This is a genomic window from Agromyces humatus (assembly GCF_021228295.1).
GTDB lineage: Bacteria > Actinomycetota > Actinomycetes > Actinomycetales > Microbacteriaceae > Agromyces > Agromyces humatus.
In genome coordinates this window covers 236,973-257,338 of record NZ_JAJQPD010000004.1, presented here as the reverse complement: position 1 = coordinate 257,338, position 20,366 = coordinate 236,973, and the positions used below count along the sequence as shown (strand labels likewise).

Here is a 20,366-nt window from a genome sequence, read left to right as displayed (position 1 = left end):
GGGCGCAACGCGGTAGAACGGGATGCATGGCGACCTCCCCACTGGTGCTCGGACCGATGCTGCGGTTCGTCGACGAGACCTCCGCGAGCATCTGGGTCGAGACGCGAGGCGGCTGCCGCGTGACCGTCACCGCCGAAGGGCGGTCGTGGCACGCCCGCACGTTCGCGGTGCACGGCCACCACTACGCACTCGTCGAGGTCGACGGCCTCGAGCCGGGCGCGGCGCGACCGTACGACGTGCAGATCGACGGCCGACGGGTCTGGCCCGAGGCGGATTCCGAATACCCGCCGCCCGTGATCGAGACGCGCACGCCCGGGCGCCCGGTGCACATCGCGTTCGGGTCGTGCCGCACCAGCGTCTCCCACGATCGGCAGGGGAACCGCAGGCACGGCGTCGACGCGCTGCGCGCGTTCGCCCTCGCCGTAGCCGAAGGCCGGGCCGACCGTCCCGACCTGCTCCTCTTCCTCGGCGACCAGGTGTACGCGGACTCGACCTCGAAGGAGATGCAGGACTTCATCCGGAGCCGGCGCGACATCCGCGAGGAGCCGGGGAAGGAGCTCAAGGACTACGAGGAGTACGGGCATCTCTACGAGCTCGCGTGGTCCGACCCGGCCAATCGCTGGCTCCTGTCGACCCTTCCCAGCGCCATGATCTTCGACGACCACGACATCCGCGACGACTGGAACGCCTCACTCGACTGGAAGCAGAAGATGGAGGCCACCTCGTGGTGGCACGGTCGCATCGTCGCCGGCCTGGCGTCGTACTGGGTGTACCAGCACCTCGGCAACCTGTCGCCCCGAGCGCGATCGGCCGACGAGGTGTGGCGTCGCATCATCGGCCACGACGCGGTCGCCGAACTCGACCTCACCGACGTCATCGACGAGTTCGCGGAGCGCTGCGACGCAGAGCCCGACGGCTACGGCTGGAGCTACTGCCGGGATTTCGACGACGTCCGGCTGATCGTCGTCGACTCGCGCGTGGCGAGGGACCTGACCCCGTCGGCTCGCGGGCTTCTCGATGCCCAGGAGCTCGAATGGCTCGATGAGCGCATGCGCGGTGGACTCCGGCACCTCCTCGTGGCAAGTTCGCTGCCGTTCCTGTTGCCTCTCGGCCTGCACCACGTCGAGGCCTGGGATGAGGCGGTCGCTGAGGGCGCGTGGGGCCGATTCGCCGCATGGATCGGCGAACGCCTGCGACAGGCGGTCGACCTCGAGCACTGGGCGGCCTTCCAGAACAGCTTTCAGGCCGTGGCCGGGATCGCGACGGCGGTCGCCGACGGTGAGCGCGGCCCAGCACCGCAGACGGTGACGTTCCTCTCGGGTGACGTGCACTACTCCTTCCTGGCGGAGGTGGAACGCCAGACGGGGGGCCGCATCCTTCAAGCGGTCTGCTCGCCGGTGCGCAATCCGCTTCCGAGGCTGCTGCGCTGGTTCGCCGTCGTCATGTCGTACGGGGTGGCGACCCCGATCGGCGCGGCGGTTGCACGCTCGGTGAAGGTGCCCGATCCGCCGTTCCGTTGGCACACCGTGAAGGGCCCCTGGTTCGACAACAACCTGGCGCTGCTCCGCGACGGTTCCGACGGGCTGACGATCACCTGGCACACGGGTGTGATCGTCGACGGCGACGAGGCGCGCCCCCGACTCGCGGAGGTGGCATCCGTCGTCGTGCCGACGAGGCGCGAGGCCGCACTGGTGTCGCACGGCGCGTCGTCGCGCCGGCCCCGACCGCCGCGCCGGCCGATCACGCGCTGAGCGAACGCGAACGACCACGCCCTCGTCGGCGGGAGGCGGCGCTCGGGGGCGACGTAGGGTGAATCCATGAGCATGCATGGGGGCGCGCCCGGCGGGCAGACGGGCCGATACGGCAAGGGGCGCACCCGCATCGCGTCGGCCGATGAGGCGGCGCAGCGCGCCGAGAACGCCGAGGCGCCGAAGATCCCGCACCTGCTGGGGCGCATCGTCGAGCTGTTCGCCGCACACAAGGTCGCGCTCATCACCACGGTCGTGCTCGTGCTCGTCGGTGCGGCGCTCGCCATCATCCCGCCGCTGCTCACCCAGCGGGCGTTCGACGACGGGCTCTTCCCGGTCGATGCGAGTGGCGCGGCATCCGGCCCGAACATCCCGGTGCTGACGACGCTCGTGCTCGCGATGATCGGCGTGTTCATCGTGTCGGCGCTGCTCGGCGTGTGGCAGACGTGGCTCACGGCGAACATCGGCAACAAGGTCATGGGCACGCTGCGGGTGCGGCTGTTCACCCACCTGCAGGCGATGGAGCTCAGCTTCTTCACCCGAACGAAGACGGGCGTCATCCAGTCGCGCCTGCAGAACGACGTCGGCGGTGTCGCGAGCGTGCTCACGAACACGGTGTCGAGCGTGCTCGGCAACACGGTGACGGTGATCTCGGCGTTCATCGCGATGCTGATCCTTAACTGGCAGCTCACGATCATCGCGCTCGTGCTCATGCCGTTCATGGTCATCGCGCAGCGGCGCGTCGGCCAGGTGCGTGCGCGCATCGCGGGCAAGACGCAGGAGTCGCTGTCGGAGATGACGGCGATCACGCAGGAGACGCTGAGCGTCTCGGGCATCCTGCTGTCGAAGAGCTTCACCCGGCAGCGCAGCGAGATCGAGCGCTACGCCGACGAGAACCGGAACCAGATCAGCCTGCAGGTGCGCCAGCAGATGACGGGCCAGTGGTTCTTCGCGATGGTGAACATCTTCATGTCGTCGATCCCCGCGATCGTCTACCTCGTCGCGGGCTGGCTCGTCACCGGCGGGGTCGCCGACATCACGGCCGGAACGATCGTGGCGTTCACGACGGTGCAGGCGCGCCTGCTGTTCCCGCTGATGGGGCTCATGCGGGTGGCGCTCGACCTGCAGACCTCGAGTGCGCTGTTCGCGCGGATCTTCGAGTACCTCGACCTGAAGCCCGCGATATCGGATGCCGCGGGCGCGCGCCCTGTGCCCACCGACGGCGCGCTCGGGCGGGTGGAGTTCGATCGGGTCTCGTTCCGGTACCCCGACGCCGACGGCGAATCGCGTCCGACCCTCGACGACGTGAGCTTCACGATCGAGCCCGGCCAGTTCGCAGCCTTCGTGGGGCCGAGCGGGGCCGGCAAGACCACGGTCTCGTACCTCGTGCCGCGCCTCTACGAGGCGTCATCGGGCGAGGTGCGCTTCGCCGGCGACGACGTTCGCGAGCTCAGCCAGGAGTCGCTCATGACGCACATCGGAATCGTGAGTCAGGAGACGTACCTCTTCCACGCGACGATCGCCGAGAACCTGCGCTACGCCCGCCCCGACGCGACCGACGCCGAGCTCGAGGCGGCCGCGCGGGCGGCGAACATCCACGAGACGATCGCGTCGTTCCCCGAGGGCTACGCCACGGTGGTCGGCGAGCGGGGCTACCGGCTCTCGGGCGGTGAGAAGCAGCGCATCGCCATCGCGCGGGTGCTGTTGAAGGATCCCGCGGTGCTCGTGCTCGACGAGGCGACGAGCGCGCTCGACACGATCTCGGAGCGAGTGGTGCAGGAGGCGCTCGACGACGCCGCGCGAGGGCGCACCACGATCGCGATCGCGCACCGGCTCTCGACCGTGGTCGCGGCCGACGTCATCTTCGTCATCGTCGCCGGTCGCGTCGTCGAGCAGGGCACGCACGCCGAGCTCGTGGGGGTCGACGGGGTGTACGCCTCGCTCTACCGCCAGCAGGAGCAGCGGCCCGTGCTCGAGACGCCGTCGGTCGAATAGACCCGCGCTACCGCGCGCTCCCATTCGCGCGCCGCGCCACGCGATGCCGCGCGAACGCCGCGTACCACCGGAACATCTGCGGCATGAGCCAGTACGCCGCGATCGGAACGACGATGAGCGTGAGCACGAACGCTCTGAGCACGGGGTGCCAGTCCGGCATCATGGGGGCGAGCAGTGTGCCGAAGATGGCGACGAGTGGGAAGATCGTCAGCCACACGATCAGCGCGCTGACGTGGATGTTCGGCTTCGGCGGCCCGGGCGCCTCCCCGGGATCGGGCGCACCGGCGGCAGCGGCCGCATCGGGGAGCGCCTCAGTCGGGCGCGTATCGGCGTTCTGGGCGGGTGGGCCGTGCTCAGTGGGCTTCTCGGTCATCTTCGGCTCCGCGATCGGGAGACGCACCCACCGCGGACGCGACCTGCGTCCGCAACGGGATCCCCTCCATTCTGCACCAGGGAAGCGACCTGGACATCGGCGATCTTCACCGGACGTCGATCGGCCGGTGCGGTCGGCTCCGCTCGCTACTCGACCCGATCGGCGCCGCGCTCGGCGAGCATGTCGTTCATGAGGTCGATCTCGGCCTGCTGGCTGGCGACGATCGAGTTCGAGAGGTCGACGACGACATCGTTCGACGAGCGCTCGAGCGCGGCCTCGGCCATCTCGACCGCGCCCTGGTGGTGCGCGATCATCAGCTCGAGGAACATCACCTCGGCGGCCCGGCCCTCGAGGCCCTGCAGCTCGGCGATCTGCTCGGGCGTCGCCAGCCCCGGCATCGGTTCGCCGGGCGAATGCGTCGAGCCCTCGGAGTCGTGCGTGGCATGCCCGGCACCACCCTCGGCGGGACGGGTCATCCAGGTCATCGACGGCTCGGAACCGGCCTGCGAGAGGTCCCACTCGGCGAGCCATCCGTACATCTGCCCGGCCTGCTGGGCCTGCGTCGTCGCGATGTCGTAGCCGAGCAGTCGCACGTCGGGATCGTCGGTGCGGTCGCGGATGATCATCGCGAGCTCGACACCCTGCTGGTGGTGAACCTGCATGTCGCGGGCGAAGCCCGCCTCGGCGCTCGTGGCGGTCGGCGTGGGTTCGGCGAGGGTCGACAGGCGGCCGATCGAGTATGCCGCGACCGCGACGAGGACGAGAGCCACGGCCGCCGCCACGATGATCGCGATGCGAGCGCCGCGGTTCATGCGGTGGTGCTCGTGCTCGTCGGGGTGCTCGTCACTCGCCGCGGAAGCGTCGCGCGCGACGCCCTCGGGATCGTGTTCGTGCCCGTCGGTCACGAGACCTTGCCGGGCGCGTCGATTGCGCCCGTGCACAGCGCTCCGGGCTCGGGCACATTCTGGCTCTGCCAGTACTCCTCGAGGAACTCGGCGATGCGGGGGTCGTCGGCCTCGTCGACCTGCAGCTGGGTGTTCCAGCCGCTCAGCACGATGGGTGAGGGAAGGTCGTCGAAGGGCGAGAGCACGATGTAGGTCGAGGGCAGCTTCGACTTCAGGGTCTCGAGGTCGGCGTCGCTGAGGCTCGGGTCGTAGGTGACCCAGATGGCCCCGTGCTCGAGCGAGTGCACCGCGTTCTCGTTGGGCACTGGCTCGGTGTACACGCCGCAATTGAGCCACGCGGGGTTGTGCTCGCCGCCGGCGGGCGGGGTCTGCGGGTAGTCGACGACGCCTTCGACGTGGTTCGACGTGTTCTCGAACGTCTCGACGCCCTCGACCGTCGCGCCTTCGCCGCCCGCGGTGTACCTGGCCGCCTGGGGGGTGAGCACGATCGAGGTGATGAGCAAGCCGACGACGACGGCGGCGGCGATCGATCCGCTCCAGATCGCGATGCGACGGTTGCGCCGCGACTTCGCCTCACGCCGGCGGAACTCCTCGAGCTTGCGCTGGCGCTCGGCAGCGCGCTGCTCTTTGACGGACAGCTTCTTCGCCTTCGGGGGGACGGGCGGGGTCGCGCTCACGCGTGGGCCTCTTTCGGTGGACGGGGTCGATCGAACGACGTCTTCGTTCAATACGAACGTATGCAGCTGGGAGAACGCTCAGTCGCGCGTCCGCATCCGTTCCTACGATTCTGCGGCACGACGGTCCCTCGCGGGTACCCTCGGCACGAATCGGGTGCCCGCGCCGGCCTCCGACAGTCCGGCAACGCCGTGCACGTTCGGGCTAGGCTGGGCGCGTGAACTCCTCCCTGCTGTGTTGTCGTCGCTGAGACAGACGACCCTCTCTACAGCGTCGCGCACCGCATCCGGCGCAGCAGACGCACTGACACAAGGAATGAACACGGCATGAAGTACGCAGAGAACATCGTCGATCTCGTGGGCAACACCCCGCTGGTCAAGCTGAATCGAGTGACCGAGGGCGTGACGGATGCCACGGTGCTCGTGAAGCTCGAATACCTGAACCCGGGCGGCTCGTCGAAAGACCGCATCGCCGGCCGCATCATCGATGCCGCCGAGCGCGACGGGCTCTTGAAGCCGGGCGGCACGATCGTCGAGCCGACCTCGGGCAACACGGGCGTCGGGCTGGCGCTCGTCGCGCAGCAGCGCGGCTATCGCTGCATCTTCGTGCTGCCCGACAAGGTGGGCGAAGACAAGATCAACGTGCTCACGGCATACGGTGCCGAGGTCGTCGTGACGCCCACCGCGGTCGCGCCCGACAGCCCCGACTCCTACTACTCCGTCAGCGATCGGCTCGTGCGCGAGACGCCCGGCGCCTTCAAGCCGAACCAGTACGAGAACCCCAACGGCCCCCGCTCGCACTATGAGACCACCGGCCCCGAGATCTGGCGCGACACCGAGGGCAAGATCACCCACTTCGTCGCCGGCGTCGGCACGGGCGGCACCATCTCGGGCACGGGCCGCTACCTGCGCGAGGTCTCGGGCGACACCGTGCGCATCATCGGCGCCGACCCTGAAGGCTCGGTCTACTCGGGCGGCACGGGTCGCCCCTACTTCGTCGAGGGCGTCGGCGAGGACTTCTGGCCCGGCGCCTACGACCCGAAGGTGCCGCACGAGATCATCGAGGTCTCCGATGCCGAGTCGTTCGCGATGACGCGCCGCCTCGCCCGCGAAGAGGGCATCCTCGTCGGCGGGTCGAGCGGCATGGCCGTCGTGGCAGCACTCAAGGCAGCGGCATCCGCCGGGCCTGACGACGTGTTCGTGGTGCTGCTGCCCGACGGCGGCCGCGGCTACCTCGGCAAGATCTTCAACGACAAGTGGATGCGCGCGTACGGGTTCGGCAACGCGCCCGCCGGCCACACGATCGCCGACATCCTCGCGGCGAAGGCCGGCCGCACCGAGCCGCTCGTCTACGTGCACCCCACCGCGACCATTCGCGAGGCGATCGACCGCATGAACGAGACGGGCGTGTCGCAGCTGCTCGTGCTCTCGGCCGAGCCGCCCGTCGTGCTCGGCGAGGTCGTCGGCGCGCTTCACGAGGCCGCCCTGCTCGACCAGGTGTTCTCGGGTCAGGCCAAGCTCACCGACGAGGTCGCCGGCGTGGTCGGCGAATCGCTTCCGCTCATCGGGGTCACCGAGCCCGTGGCAGCCGCTCGCACCGCGTTCGCCGACGCGCCCGCGATGCTCGTCACCGACGGCGGCAAGGCGCTCGGCGTCATCACCCGAACCGACCTGCTCACCTACCTGTCGGCCTGACGATTCAGAAGAGAACGACACCATGAACACGGACAACCGACGTTTCGACACCCGCGCGATCCACGCCGGGCAGCAGTTCGACCCGACGACCGGCGCGGTCATCCCGCCGATCTACGCGACCTCGACGTACGTGCAGGACGGCATCGGAGGCCTGCGCGGCGGCTACGAGTACTCGCGCGGCGGCAACCCCACCCGCACCGCCCTCGAGACGCAACTCGCGGCGCTCGAAGGCGGCGCGCACGCACTCTCGTTCGCGTCGGGCCTCGCGGCCGAAGACGCGCTGCTGCGCACCGTACTGGTGCCGGGCGACCACGTCGTCATCGGCAACGACGTCTACGGCGGCACGCACCGGCTCATCCGCCGCATCTTCGGCGACTGGGGCGTGCGGCACACGACCGTCGACACGAGCGACCTCGACGCCGTGCGCGCGGCGATCGAGCTCGGCACCACGAAAGTGCTCTGGGTCGAGACGCCGTCGAACCCGCTCATGAAGATCAGCGACATCGCAGCCCTCGCCGAGCTCGGCAACGAGGCCGGGGCGCTCGTGGTCGTCGACAACACGTTCGCGTCGCCTGCCCTGCAGCAGCCCCTCGAGCTCGGTGCCGACGTCATCGTGCACTCGACGACGAAGTACCTCGGCGGACACTCCGACGTCATCGGCGGCGCCCTCGTGTTCGGCGCCGGCGATGAGCGCGCCGAGGTCGCCGAGCGCGTGACGTTCACCCAGTTCGCCGCAGGTGCGGTCTCGGGTCCGTTCGACGCGTTCCTCACGTCGCGAGGCATCAAGACCCTCGGCATCCGCATGCAGCGGCACAGCCAGAACGCGCTCGCGATCGCCCGGCGGCTCGAGGAGCACGACGGCATCGAGCGCGTCTACTATCCCGGTCTCGAGTCGCACCCCGGCCACGAGCTCGCGGGCCGGCAGATGTCGGGCTTCGGCGGCATGCTCTCGATCGCGCTCACGGGCGGCGGCGAGGCGGCGCGCCGGTTCGCGGAGTCGACCGAGCTGTTCCAGCTCGCCGAGTCGCTCGGCGGGGTCGAGTCGCTCGTGAACTACCCGTCCGAGATGACCCACGCGTCGGTGAAGGGAACCGAAGCCGAGGTGCCCGAGTCGATCGTGCGCCTCTCGGTCGGCATCGAAGACGTCGACGACCTGCTGGCCGACATCGACCAGACGCTCGAGCGCCTGTAGCGGCATCCGCTCGCCCGTCGTGTTCCCAGGGCCGCTGCTCGACTCGATCGGCGAGGTTCGTGGGGTTGATCGATCGCGAGGCGGCGGCCGCACAGGTGCGTTGGGCAACAAAGCTGGCAGGATCTTGATGGACAGTGTCACTACTGCCATCGGTAGATGACGGTGGGATGCCGCAGAATGAGCGGGTGACTTCGATCAGGCCCGCTCCCGACACCGCAACCGCCGAGGTCGCGGCGACGACCGCAGACGGCGCCCACCACGGCACGCTCGGGCTCGGGCAGGGAACGGCGCTCTACATCGCGAGCGTGCTCGGCACCGGCATCCTCGTGCTCCCCGGGCTCGCGGCCGCAGCCGCCGGCCCGGCATCGATCGTCGCGGTGGCCGCCGTGCTCGTGCTCTCGATCCCGCTCGCCGGCACCTTCGCGGCGCTCGCCGCGCGCTATCCCGACGCGGGCGGGGTCGCGAGCTACGTGCGCCGCGCGCTCGGCGGCACCGCCGCTCGCATGGCGGGCTACTGGTTCTACTTCGGGGTGTGCGTCGGCGCGCCCGTGCTCGCCGTGCTCGGCGGCGAGTACGTGGTCGCCGTGCTCGGCGTCGACCGCGCGGCGGTGCCGATCATCGGCTTCGCGGTCTTCGTGCCGCCGTTCATCGCCAACTGGTTCGGGGTGCGCGTCGCCGGCTGGGTGCAGTTCGTGCTCACCGGGTTGCTCATCACCGTGGTCGTCAGCGTGGTCGCCGTGACGTTCCCGGCAGTCGAGGCGTCGAACTTCCAACCGTTCCTGCCGAACGGCTGGGCAGGAGTCGGGGTCGCGATCAGCCTGTTCGTCTGGGCGTTCGCCGGCTGGGAGGTCGGCACCCACATCGCCGGCGAGTTCCGCAATCCGCGGCGCACCATCCCGCTCGCGACGGCGATCGCCGTCGTGGTCGTCGGCGCGGGTTACCTGGCGCTGCAGTTCGTCACCGTCGCGGTCCTCGGCGATCGTGCGGGTGAGGGGCAGGTGCCGCTGCTCGACCTCGTCGAGACCACCGCGCCCGGAGTCGGGCCGGTGTTCGTGGCGATCATCGCCGCGATCGTGACGCTCGGCGTGATGAACGCCTACCTGCCTGCGTTCGGCAAGCTCGGCGCGGCCCTCGGTCGCGACGGCGACCTGCCGCGCTTCTTCGCCAAGGGCGCCGCCGACGGCGAGGTCCCTCGCCGGGCGCTCGCGCTCACCGGCCTGCTCGTCATCGTGTACTTCGGCCTCATGCTGCTGAACGACCTCGACCTCACGGGCTTCATCCTCATCCACACGAGCAACATGGTGGCGATCTACGCCGTCGGCATGCTCGCCGCGACGCTGCTGCTGCGCCGCTGGTCGTTCGGGTGGTGGCTCGCCGTCGTCGCGACGGTGCTCACAGCCGGCCTGCTCGTGCTCGCCTGGGCGAACCTCATCGTGCCGCTCGTGCTCGCCGCCGCCGCCGTCGCGGTCACCGTGGTGCGCCGGCTGCGGTCCCGACGAGCATTGCGAACTGCCGAGTGACCGAGTACCGCGCCCATTTCGACGCCGAGATCGCGTTCGTCAACGGAGGGTCGTTGCGAGCGGAGTCGTTCCGCCTCGACCTGCCGTCGGCTTCGCTCAGCGAGGGTGAGATCGGCGAGCTGCTCGTGCGGCACCTCGGGCTCGCCCTGGTCGGCACGGTGGCGCTCACGAACCTCGAGATCCTCGAAGAGGCGCACAAGGGGTCGCGCGGTGTGTTGCCGGATTCGGGGATTCCGGGCGACACGCCGTCTGGTGCCCCCGCTGCAGCGGCGAGTCAGGCGAATCCCCGAATCGGGCATACTGCCGAGCGGGGCGAGCTCGTCGACCTCAGCCACGAGATCGGTGCCGGGCTCGTCACCTACCCGGGCATTCCCGTGCCGACCATCACGCCGCACCTCACCCGCGAGGCGTCGCGAGCGCACTATGCGCCGGGCACCGAGTTCGAGATCGACCTCATCACGATGGCGGGCAACACGGGCACCTACCTCGACAGTCCGTTCCACCGCTACGCCGACGGCGGCGACCTCGCGAGCCTGTCGCTCGACACGCTCGTCGACGTGCCCGCCGAGGTGTTCCGATTGACGGATGCCGCGGGGCGCGGCATTCCCGCCGAGGTGTTCTTCGATCGCGACCTCTCAGGCACCGCCGTGCTGCTGCACACCGGATGGAGCCGTCACTTCGGGCGACCCGAATACGCCCATGGTTCGCCGTTCCTCACCGAGGCCGGGGCGCAGCATCTCGCCGGCACCGGCGTCGTGATCGTCGGCATCGACGCCCTCAACATCGACGACACCGAGTCGGGCGGCACACGGCCGGCGCATTCGATCCTGCTCGCCGCGGGCATCCACGTCGTCGAGCACCTGACCGCGCTCGATCGTGTTCCCGTGCGCGGCGCGCGGTTCACCGCGGTGCCGCCACGGGTCGCCGGGTTCGGCACGTTCCCCGTGCGGGCGTTCGCGCGGCTGCCCGAAGGCTAGGCTCCGACGCGTCCGGGTCGACGACGCGGGCCCCCGATCACGAGGATCGGGGGCCCGGAGTCGTGCGGACGCGGTCAGCGCGAGGTGTAGCCCGCGTCGGCGTGGATCGTGGTGCCGGTGACGTACGACGACGCGTCGGACGCGAGCCAGAGGCTCGCCTGGGCGATCTCGTCGGCCGAACCGAACCGGTTGAGCAGGCTGAGCTGGGGCGCGTACTCGTCGGGGTTGATGCCCATCTCCTCGAGCGCACCGCGCAGCATGGGCGTGTCGATCGCTCCGGGCGCGACCGAGTTGACGCGGATGTTCTCGGCGCCGTTCTCGAGCGCAGCAGCCTTGGTCAGCCCGACGACGCCGTGCTTCGCGGCGATGTAGGCGGGGTTGCCGGGCTGCGGGCGGAAGCCGCTCACCGACGAGATGTTGATGAGCGAGCCGCCGCCGCCCTGGGCGCGCAGCTGCTGGATCTCGTACTTGAGGCTGAGGGCGACGCCCTTGAGGTCGACCGACATGATGCGGTCCCAGTACTGCTCGTCGAACTCGTGGATGGGTGCCTGGTCGGGCGTGAGTGCGGCGTTGTTCACGGCGACGTCGAGGCGGCCGTACTTCTCGACCGCGGCGGCGACCATGGCCTTGACCTGCTCGCCCTTCGAGACGTCGACCTTGACGAACGCGGCTTCGCCTCCGTTGGCGACGATGTCATCGACGACCGACTGGCCCTTCTCCTGGTTGAAGTCGGCGACGACGACCTTCGCGCCCGCCTGGGCGAAGAGGCGGGCCGTGGCTTCGCCCATGCCCTGTGCGGCGCCGGTGACGATGGCGACCTTGTCTTGGAGAACGGGGAATGTCATGACGTGTTCCTTTCATCTGCGGGGCGGTCTCGAACCCGAGTGGCCCCACTTGGTTCAACGTCCATTTGGCAACCGTATTCCATGCAAACGAATACTCTTCCGGATCATGCGCCCGCGTTGAGCGACCCGGCCGTGCGAGCTGCGCGGCGCAGTGGCATCCGTCGCCTGCGTACGTGAGGATGGACAGATGACCACTCCCGCCTATGCCCTCCGCGACGGCAACTCGATTCCGGCGATCGGGCTCGGCACGTCCGGGCTCGACGACCAGGCGGGGATCGATGCGATCACGACGGCGATCGCCGACGGGTATCGGCTCATCGACACTGCGTACAACTATGGCAACGAAGAGGCGGTCGGCGAGGCGATCCGGCGCACCCACGTCGATCGCAGCGACCTCGTCATCACCACGAAGCTGCCCGGCCGGCACCACGGTTTCGACGAGACGCTCGCGAGCTTCGAGCAGTCCCGCAAGAACCTCGACCTCGACTGGGTCGACCTCTACCTCATCCACTGGCCGTTGCCGCGTGTCGACAAGTACCTCGACAGCTGGCGCGCGATGATCTCGCTGCGCGAGAAGGGCCTCGTGCGCTCGATCGGGGTGTCGAACTTCACCGCCGACATGCTCACACGGCTCATCGACGAGACGAGCGTGGCGCCGGTCGTGAACCAGGTGGAGCTGCATCCGTACTTCCCGCAGGCGCAACTGCGGGCGTTCCACGACGAGCACGAGATCCGTACCGAGAGCTGGAGCCCGCTGGCCAAGCGCAGCGACCTCATGCAGGAGCCGGTGATCGTCGAGCTCGCCGATGCACACGGCGTCACGCCGGCGCAGGTGGTGCTGCGCTGGCACGTCGAGCTCGGTGCCGTGCCGATTCCGAAGTCGTCCGATGCCGCGCGCCGGCGCGCGAACCTCGACGTGTTCGGCTTCGCGCTCGCGAGCGAAGAGGTCGACGCGATCTCCGCGCTGTCGCGCGGTCGTCTGTGGGGCGGCGACCCCGACACGCACGAGGAGTTCTGAGGCGCCCCGAATTGCCCATGTTCGCACATGACGTCGTAGGGTCGATCGGGTGACCGAGCCGACCGCCGAGACTCCCGCGAACCAGACCGCAGCCGACGAGCTCGTCACGGCACGGCCCGATGGGCACGTCTCGCCGCCGCACGCGACGGGCGTGCTCTCGCCGCCCTACCGGTGGCTCTCGATCGGCATGTTCTCGCTGATCTTCCTCGCCGCCTTCGAGGCGATGGCGGTGACCACGATCATGCCGCTCGTCGCCGACGACCTCGACGGCGAGGCGCTGTTCGCGCTCGCGTTCGCGGTGCCGCTCGCCGCGGGCATCATCGGCATGGTCATCGCGGGCAACTGGACCGACCGCGCGGGCCCCCTGCCGTCGCTCGTCACCTCGGCGGTGCTGTTCGTCGTCGGGCTCGTCATCGCGGGCACGGCGACCGACATGGTCGTGTTCATCGTCGGTCGCTTCGTGCACGGGCTCTCGGGCGCGGCGGTCATCGTGCCGCTCTACGTCATCGTCGCGCGGGTATATCCCGAGCAGTTGCGCGCTCGCGTGTTCGCGGGATTCGCTGCGGCGTGGGTCATCCCATCGATCATCGGGCCCGCGCTCGCCGGGGTGGTCGCAGAGGCGTTCAGCTGGCACTGGGTGTTCCTCGGCGTCATCGGCCTGCTCGTGCCCGCGGCCGGCATGATGCTGCCGCCAATCCTGCGGGTGCGCGACCAGGTGCAGGGCGACGGGTCGGTGCAGTGGAGCCTCGGCCGGGTCGGCTGGGCGCTGCTCACCGCGACCGCAGCGCTGACGCTGTCGCTCTCGAAGGAGTTCGCCGAGCCCTGGCGATGGATCATCGCCGTCGTGTCGATCGTGCTCGTCGTCGTGGCGGTGCGGCCGCTCATGCCGTCGGGCACGCTCCGCGCCACGCGCGGCCTGCCGGCGACCGTACTCCTGCGGCTCATCGTCGCGGGCGCGTTCTTCGGCAGTGAGATCTACCTGCCGTACCTGTTCATCGAACGCTACGAGTTCTCACCGAGCCTCGCGGGCGCGGTGCTCACGGGCGCAGGCGTCTCGTGGGCGGTCGCGTCATGGCTGCAGGGTCGGCTCGGCGACCGGGTGTCGAACACGCAGGCCGTGCAGATCGGTGCCGGCACGCTCGCCGCGGCGCTCATCGTCGTGCTCGCCGTCGCGGCGTTCACACTCAACCCCGTCATCGCGTTCGTCGCATGGACGCTCGCGGGTGCCGCGATGGGATTCATGTACCCGAGGTTCTCGGTTGCGGTGCTGGGCCTCTCGGCCGTGTCGGCGCAGGGGTTCAACAGCGCGGCGCTCTCGATCGGCGAATCGCTCGGCGCCGCGTTCGCCCTCGCCGTGACGGCGCTCGTGGCGAGCACGATCGCCGGCGGCGCGTTCACGGCCGAATTCGCCGTGTGCGTCGTCATCGCGTTCGTCGCGGTGGTGCTCGCGCCGCGAGTGCGGCCGCCCGTCGAGGCATCCGTCGACGCCTGAATCCCCGATGCCGCGTGGGCGGGCGTCTGCGTTCGGATCGCCGTCAGCGGGGCTCGGCGAGGGACGACGAGCGGCGCCGCCCGCTCACCATGGAGCACCCGGGGCCGACGGCGGTGCGGGCGGCGGCGCGGATCGCGGCGCCGAGTCGCTGCGGCCGAGCAGGAACTCGAGCATCGGCACGGCGTCGGTCTCGAGCACCGGGCCGCGCCCGAAGTCCCAGTCGGCGTCACGGGCGCGCAGCGTATGCCCCTTGATGACCGCGCGAATCGGCGTCGGCGCCTTCGCCGCGAGGTAGAGGGCGACGGCCCCGCTCGTGCGCGGGGCGATGGTCGGCGCCGCGCCGATCTCGTGGGCGAGGGACAGGTAGGCGGCGACCGTGCGTGCGAGCACGCGCACCGGCACGGCATGAGCGTTGCGCGCGAAGATGGCGGCCACACGGAGCCGATCGGCCGGTGTGTGAGCAGACGAGCCGGGGTGGGCGTCGGCGTCGGCGGCGGATGCAACGTCGGCGTGGGCGTCGGCGTCGGGTTCGGCCTGCGGTTCGGATTCGGCGAACGTCAGCCGGCGCGAGCTCGCCGCCCGCAGGAAGTCGGTCGCGAGCCAATCGCGTGTGGTGTCGCCGACCTCGGCGGCGTCGAGCTGCGTCGCCGCGACGTCGATGACCTCGGCGACGGCGTCGCGCCAGTCGCCCGTGACGTCGGACTCGTCGCGCCGGGGCCGCCAGCTGAGGGGGAGCTCGTGCATGAAGTCGGCCATCGGGGCCTTTCGAGGTCGGCGCCATCGCACCGGGCGGTGCGATGGCAGCACGATACCGCGACGGCTCCCTCGTGGGGTCATCCGTCGTCGTTCACGTCATGTGACGGTCATGTGACCGTCACATGTGTGACTGTCACATTCCCTCATGCCGTGTGCATAATGGACTCGGCGGCGTGTGTGACCGTGAACATGCCGAAATCGTGATCGAGGTCCAGTGTCGGGGGAAGCGCAGCGCACTCGCGCGCCGAGCATTCGCGATGTGGCGCGCCTCGCCGGGGTCTCGCACCAGACGGTGTCTCGGGTCCTGAACCATCACCCGAGCATTCGACCCGAGACGAAGCAGCGCGTGCTCGACGTGATGGCCGAGCTCCAGTACAAGCCCAACCGGGCCGCGCGGGCACTCGTCACGAGCCGCTCGCGCATCATCGGAATCCTGTCGGCGTCGAGCACCCAGTACGGCCCCGCATCGAGCATCGCCGCGATCGAGACGGCGGCGCGCGCATCGGGATACTGGATCAGCACGGCGAACCTCGAGTCGACCGACGCCGCATCGATCGCCGACGCGCTCGCCCATCTCGCCGCGCAGAGCATCGAGGGCCTCGTCGTGATCGCCCCGCAGGTGCGGGTGCTCGAGACGCTCGCGAAGATGTCGATCGACGTGCCGTTCGTCACCCTGCAGTCGACCGGTGACGAGCCGGTGCGCACCCTGTCGGTCGACCAGATCGCAGGCGCGCGCCTGGCCACCCGGCACCTGATCGAACTGGGGCACCGGAACATCTATCACCTCGCCGGCCCCCAGGACTGGATCGAGGCAGAGGCGCGGATGCGCGGGTTCCTCGACGAGATGAGCGCGCAGGACGTGCCGACGACCGCGCCGATCCTCGGCGACTGGACCGCGGACTTCGGGTACTACGCGGGTCGAGAGCTGCTCACCGTGCGCGACTTCACGGCGATCTTCGCGTCGAACGACCAGATGGCGCTCGGGCTCATGCATGCCGTGCGCGACGCCGGGCTCGACGTGCCCGGCGACGTGTCGATCATCGGGTTCGACGATGTGCCCGAGGCGGCGCACTTCTGGCCGCCGCTCACGACGGTGCGCCAGGACTTCGCCGAGCTCGGCCGGCGGTGCGTCGCCCTGCTGCTGGGCGATATCGACCCGGCGGTGGTCGAGCACCACAGCACCATCGTGCCCGAGCTCATCGTGCGTGGATCGACCGGCCGGCCCTCGTTCTGACCGCCGGGCATCCTTCGGCCGTTCACGTGGCCGTTCACGTGGCCGTTACCGTTCCGTTACTTTTGCGAGTTGACAGAGGGTTCCGCGATGTGGCTAACATGAGTGTCGCCATGTGAACGGTCACATTGACCCGGAACATGACGCGACATCCCCCCTCGACGAAGGAGTCCCGACCGTGCCGACCACCGCTGCACCGTTGCCGCACGAACACCCGTGCGCCGGTCGAGGAGCGGGCATCACCGCGGTGGCGGCAGTCGCATGAGCACGTTCGGACCGCAGGTCGAGGTCGCAGTGGCGCGAGTCCGCGCCGAGGTGGCGCGGCTGCACGCCGAGCTGACGCGCTACGGCCTCGTCGTCTGGACGGGCGGCAACATCTCAGGTCGTGTGCCCGGCGCCGACCTGTTCGTGATCAAGCCGTCGGGCATCTCGTACGATGAGCTGGCTCCCGAGAACATGATCCTGTGCGACCTCGACGGGAACGTCATCGAGGGCACTCCCGGCGCCGCACTCAGCCCGTCATCCGACACCGCGACGCACGCCTACGTGTACCGCAACATGCCCGAGGTCGGTGGCGTGGTGCACACGCACTCGACCTACGCGACGGCCTGGGCTGCGCGGGGCGAAGCGATCCCATGCGTGATCACGGCGATGGCCGACGAGTTCGGCGGTTCCATTCCGGTCGGGCCGTTCGCGATCATCGGGGACGACTCGATCGGGCGCGGCATCGTCGAGACCCTCGCTGGGCATCGCAGCCGAGCCGTGCTCATGCAGAACCACGGCCCGTTCACGGTCGGTGCATCCCCGAAGGACGCCGTCAAGGCGGCGGTCATGGTCGAAGACGTCGCCCGCACCGTGCACCTGGCTCGCGAGGCGGGCCCGCTGGTGCCGATCCCGCAGGAGGCGATCGATGCGCTCCACGAGCGCTACCAGAACGTCTACGGGCAGGTCACCGAACCCAGCCGAACGGCGAAGAGACCCACATGAGACTTGCGATCGCCAACGGCGGTCGGCGAGGGGAGGCGGCTGGCATGGACGCAGCCGACTCCGACAGTCACCAAGACAACGACGTCCAATTGATTGACACAGTGAAAGGAAACACCGTGAAGAACACGAAGAAGGTGCTTCTCGCGACGCTTGCGGCCGGCTCGATGCTGGCGCTCGCGGCGTGCTCGGGCAACGCCGGCGGCGGCGATGGCGGCAGCGACGGCGGCCTCATCGGCGTCGCGATGCCCACCAAGAGCTCCGAGCGCTGGATCCAGGACGGCGACGCCGTCAAGGAGCAGCTCGAGGAGCAGGGCTTCAAGGTCGACCTGCAGTATGCAGAGGACGACATCCCCACGCAGGTCTCGCAGATCGAGAACATGATCACGAAGGGCGCCGAGGCGCTCATCATCGCCTCGATCGACGGCACCACCCTGACGCAGGTGCTGCAGGACGCGGCCGACGCCGAGATCCCCGTGATCGCGTACGACCGCCTCATCCGCGACTCCGAGAACGTCGACTACTACGCGTCGTTCGACAACTACATCGTCGGCGTCCAGCAGGCGACCTCGCTGCTCAACGGCCTCGGCCTGACCGACCTCGAGGGCGAGCCGGCGGCCGATGCGCCTGCCGGGCCCTTCAACGTCGAGCTGTTCGCCGGTTCGCCCGACGACAACAACGCCACGTTCTTCTGGAACGGCGCGATCGACACCCTGCAGCCGTACATCGACGAGGGCACCCTCGTCGTGAAGTCGGGCCAGACCGACTTCGAGCAGGCCGCCATCCTCCGCTGGGACGGCGAGGTCGCGCAGGAGCGCATGGAGAACATCCTCACCTCGACGTACTCCGACGGCTCCACGGTCAACGCGGTGCTCTCGCCCTACGACGGCCTGTCGCGCGGCATCATCTCGGCGCTCACCGACGCGGGCTACTCGGTCGGCGAGGGCTGGCCGATCATCTCGGGCCAGGACGCCGAGCTCGACTCGGTCAAGGCGATCAACTCGGGCGAGCAGTTCGCCACCATCTTCAAGGACACCCGTGAGCTCGCGGCCGTCGCCGTCGACATGGCCGCGGCGATCCTGAACGGCGAAGAGCCCGAGGTCAACAACACCGAGGACTACGACAACGGCGTGAAGACCGTGCCGTCGTACCTGCTCGAGTCGCAGATCGTCGTCAAGGACAACATCACCGAGGTCCTGGTCGAAAGCGGCTACTGGACCGAAGAGGAAATCAACGGCTGATGAGTGATTCGTCGGTCGAGTAGCGGGTTGAGCAGCGCCGAAGGCGCGTCTCGAAACCCCGCGCATCGAGCCCCAGCAGGCTAATCTCTCTGGGCAGGTCTCGATACGCGGGTTCCGCCCGCTACTCGACCGGCGGTCCCGGTGATCAAGCAGGAGCAGCAGGAGCAACGATGACCACTGACATTCTCGAGATGCGCGGCATCACGAAGACGTTCCCGGGCGTGAAGGCCCTCGCGAACGTCAATCTCTCGGTCGCGCGCGGCGAGGTGCACGCGATCTGCGGCGAGAACGGGGCCGGAAAGTCGACCCTCATGAAGGTGCTCTCGGGTGTCTACCCGCACGGCACCTACAACGGCGACATCGTCTTCGAGAACGAGACGGTCGAGTTCAAGGACCTCACCGACAGTGAGGCCAAGGGCATCGTCATCATCCACCAGGAGCTGGCGCTCAGCCCCTACCTCTCGATCGCCGAGAACATCTTCCTGAACAACGAGCTGCGCGGGCGCGGCGGGCTCATCGACTGGAACAAGACGAACTTCGAGGCGTCGAAGCTGCTCGCCCGAGTCGGCCTGCGCGAGAACCCCACGACGAAGATCATGGACATCGGCGTCGGCAAGCAGCAGCTGGTCGAGATCGCCAAGGCGCTCTCGAAAGAGGTCAAGCTGCTCATTCTCGACGAGCCGACCGCAGCCCTCAACGACGAGGACTCCGATCACCTGCTGAACCTGATCCTGCACCTCAAGGGGCAGGGCATCACGTCGATCATCATCAGCCACAAGCTGAACGAGATCAAGAAGGTCGCCGACTCGGTCACCGTCATCCGCGACGGCAAGACCATCGAGACCATCGCGAAGACCGATGTCACCGAAGACCGCATCATCAAGGACATGGTGGGTCGCGACCTCGAGCACCGGTACCCCGACCACACGCCCCACATCGGCGAAGAGCTGCTGCGCGTGGAGGACTGGACGGCGCACCACCCGCAGGACACGTCGCGCGTCGTCGTCGACAAGGTCAATCTCAACGTGCGCGCCGGCGAGATCGTCGGCATCGCCGGGCTCATGGGCGCGGGGCGCACCGAGTTCGCGATGAGCCTGTTCGGCCAGTCGTACGGATCGAAGATCTCGGGCCGCGTGTTCCTGCGCGGCAACGAGATCCGAACGCGCACCGTCGCCGAGGCCATCCAGCACGGCATCGCCTACGCGACCGAGGATCGCAAGACCTACGGTCTCAACCTGATCGAGGACATCAAGCGCAACATCTCGATGGCATCGCTGAAGAAGCTCGAGAAGTACGGTCTCGTGCACGACAACGAGGAGTACAAGGTCGCCAACGAGTACCGCACCTCGATGAACATCAAGGCGCCGAACGTGCTCGTGAAGACCGGCAAGCTCTCGGGGGGCAACCAACAGAAGGTCGTCCTGTCGAAGTGGATCTACTCCGACCCCGACGTGCTCATCCTCGATGAGCCCACCCGCGGCATCGACGTGGGTGCGAAGTACGAGATCTACTCGATCATCAATCGGCTCGCAGCCCAGGGCAAGGGCATCATCGTCATCTCGTCGGAGCTGCCCGAGCTCCTCGGCATCTCGGACCGCGTCTACGCGCTCTCCGAGGGCCGCATCACCGGCGAGCTCCCCGTCGCCGAGGCGACACCCGAGGCGATGCTCAAGCTCATGACCATGGAAAAGCCCCGCTGACCCCGGCGGACCACCAGGAG

17 protein-coding genes are annotated in these 20,366 nt (G+C 69.0%); 12 read left to right on the top strand and 5 right to left on the bottom strand.

Annotation, left to right across the window (positions count from 1 at the left end; translation table 11 throughout):
* Positions 1-26 precede the first annotated feature (26 nt).
* Entirely contained in the window at positions 27-1,751 is a 1,725-nt protein-coding gene (locus LSF15_RS08745; protein WP_232498139.1) for an alkaline phosphatase D family protein, read from the top strand.
* A 72-nt stretch (positions 1,752-1,823) separates the two neighbouring features.
* The gene (locus tag LSF15_RS08740) at positions 1,824-3,743 is read left to right on the top strand and encodes an ABC transporter ATP-binding protein (protein WP_372459964.1); all 1,920 of its coding nucleotides are present in this window, start codon (positions 1,824-1,826) and stop codon (positions 3,741-3,743) included.
* A gap of 7 nt (positions 3,744-3,750) precedes the next feature.
* On the opposite strand, the gene LSF15_RS08735 is transcribed toward LSF15_RS08740, so the two are convergent.
* The 3 genes from LSF15_RS08735 to LSF15_RS08725 all read right to left on the bottom strand — a co-directional run bounded on the left by LSF15_RS08735 (position 3,751) and on the right by LSF15_RS08725 (position 5,698).
* Complete coding sequence (locus tag LSF15_RS08735) at positions 3,751-4,116, bottom strand: putative antibiotic biosynthesis monooxygenase (RefSeq protein ID WP_232498137.1); 366 nt, start codon at positions 4,114-4,116, stop codon at positions 3,751-3,753.
* A 146-nt stretch (positions 4,117-4,262) separates the two neighbouring features.
* Positions 4,263-5,021 (bottom strand): DUF305 domain-containing protein, encoded by a 759-nt coding sequence (locus tag LSF15_RS08730; protein ID WP_232498136.1) that lies wholly within the window; start codon positions 5,019-5,021, stop codon positions 4,263-4,265.
* Positions 5,018-5,698, bottom strand: a complete 681-nt coding sequence (locus tag LSF15_RS08725; protein ID WP_232498135.1) for a thioredoxin-like domain-containing protein — start codon at positions 5,696-5,698, stop codon at positions 5,018-5,020. The genes LSF15_RS08730 and LSF15_RS08725 overlap by 4 nt, the downstream gene beginning before the upstream one ends.
* A 324-nt stretch (positions 5,699-6,022) precedes the next feature.
* Between LSF15_RS08725 and LSF15_RS08720 the strand changes: the two genes are divergently transcribed.
* From LSF15_RS08720 to LSF15_RS08705, 4 genes are all read left to right on the top strand, one after another.
* Entirely contained in the window at positions 6,023-7,390 is a 1,368-nt protein-coding gene (locus LSF15_RS08720) for a cystathionine beta-synthase (protein WP_232498134.1), read from the top strand.
* A 22-nt stretch (positions 7,391-7,412) separates the two neighbouring features.
* Positions 7,413-8,582 (top strand): cystathionine gamma-synthase, encoded by a 1,170-nt coding sequence (locus tag LSF15_RS08715; RefSeq protein WP_232498133.1) that lies wholly within the window; start codon positions 7,413-7,415, stop codon positions 8,580-8,582.
* A gap of 185 nt (positions 8,583-8,767) precedes the next feature.
* Positions 8,768-10,102 carry an APC family permease gene (locus LSF15_RS08710; protein WP_232498132.1) on the top strand — a complete coding sequence of 445 codons (1,335 nt, stop codon included), beginning with the start codon at positions 8,768-8,770 and terminating at the stop codon, positions 10,100-10,102.
* Complete coding sequence (locus LSF15_RS08705; RefSeq protein WP_232498131.1) at positions 10,099-11,079, top strand: cyclase family protein; 981 nt, start codon at positions 10,099-10,101, stop codon at positions 11,077-11,079. Before LSF15_RS08710 ends, LSF15_RS08705 begins: the two co-directional genes overlap by 4 nt.
* A gap of 74 nt (positions 11,080-11,153) precedes the next feature.
* On the opposite strand, the gene LSF15_RS08700 is transcribed toward LSF15_RS08705, so the two are convergent.
* Positions 11,154-11,924, bottom strand: coding sequence for an SDR family NAD(P)-dependent oxidoreductase (locus LSF15_RS08700; RefSeq protein ID WP_232498130.1), 771 nt, complete (start codon positions 11,922-11,924; stop codon positions 11,154-11,156).
* A gap of 187 nt (positions 11,925-12,111) precedes the next feature.
* Here LSF15_RS08700 and LSF15_RS08695 point away from each other — a divergent pair, with 187 nt between their 5' ends.
* Together LSF15_RS08695 and LSF15_RS08690 are read left to right on the top strand one after the other, a co-directional pair.
* Positions 12,112-12,942: an aldo/keto reductase gene (locus LSF15_RS08695; protein WP_232498129.1), complete on the top strand. Its 831-nt coding sequence runs from the start codon at positions 12,112-12,114 to the stop codon at positions 12,940-12,942.
* A gap of 49 nt (positions 12,943-12,991) precedes the next feature.
* Positions 12,992-14,434 carry an MFS transporter gene (locus LSF15_RS08690; RefSeq protein ID WP_232498128.1) on the top strand — a complete coding sequence of 481 codons (1,443 nt, stop codon included), beginning with the start codon at positions 12,992-12,994 and terminating at the stop codon, positions 14,432-14,434.
* Between the two features lie 84 nt (positions 14,435-14,518).
* Here LSF15_RS08690 and LSF15_RS08685 read toward each other — a convergent pair whose 3' ends face one another.
* Positions 14,519-15,190: a hypothetical protein gene (locus LSF15_RS08685; RefSeq protein ID WP_232498127.1), complete on the bottom strand. Its 672-nt coding sequence runs from the start codon at positions 15,188-15,190 to the stop codon at positions 14,519-14,521.
* 259 nt (positions 15,191-15,449) lie between these two features.
* Here LSF15_RS08685 and LSF15_RS08680 point away from each other — a divergent pair, with 259 nt between their 5' ends.
* From LSF15_RS08680 to mmsA, 4 genes are all read left to right on the top strand, one after another.
* A complete protein-coding gene (locus tag LSF15_RS08680; RefSeq protein WP_372459956.1) occupies positions 15,450-16,424 on the top strand; it encodes a LacI family DNA-binding transcriptional regulator in 975 nt (324 codons plus the stop codon).
* A gap of 258 nt (positions 16,425-16,682) precedes the next feature.
* Positions 16,683-17,408, top strand: coding sequence for an L-ribulose-5-phosphate 4-epimerase (locus LSF15_RS08675; RefSeq protein WP_232498125.1), 726 nt, complete (start codon positions 16,683-16,685; stop codon positions 17,406-17,408).
* 164 nt (positions 17,409-17,572) lie between these two features.
* Positions 17,573-18,646 (top strand): multiple monosaccharide ABC transporter substrate-binding protein, encoded by a 1,074-nt coding sequence (gene chvE / locus LSF15_RS08670; RefSeq protein ID WP_232498267.1) that lies wholly within the window; start codon positions 17,573-17,575, stop codon positions 18,644-18,646.
* A 170-nt stretch (positions 18,647-18,816) separates the two neighbouring features.
* On the top strand, positions 18,817-20,346 hold the full coding sequence (mmsA, locus tag LSF15_RS08665; RefSeq protein ID WP_232498124.1) for a multiple monosaccharide ABC transporter ATP-binding protein: 1,530 nt from the start codon (positions 18,817-18,819) through the stop codon (positions 20,344-20,346).
* Positions 20,347-20,366: the final 20 nt, after the last annotated feature.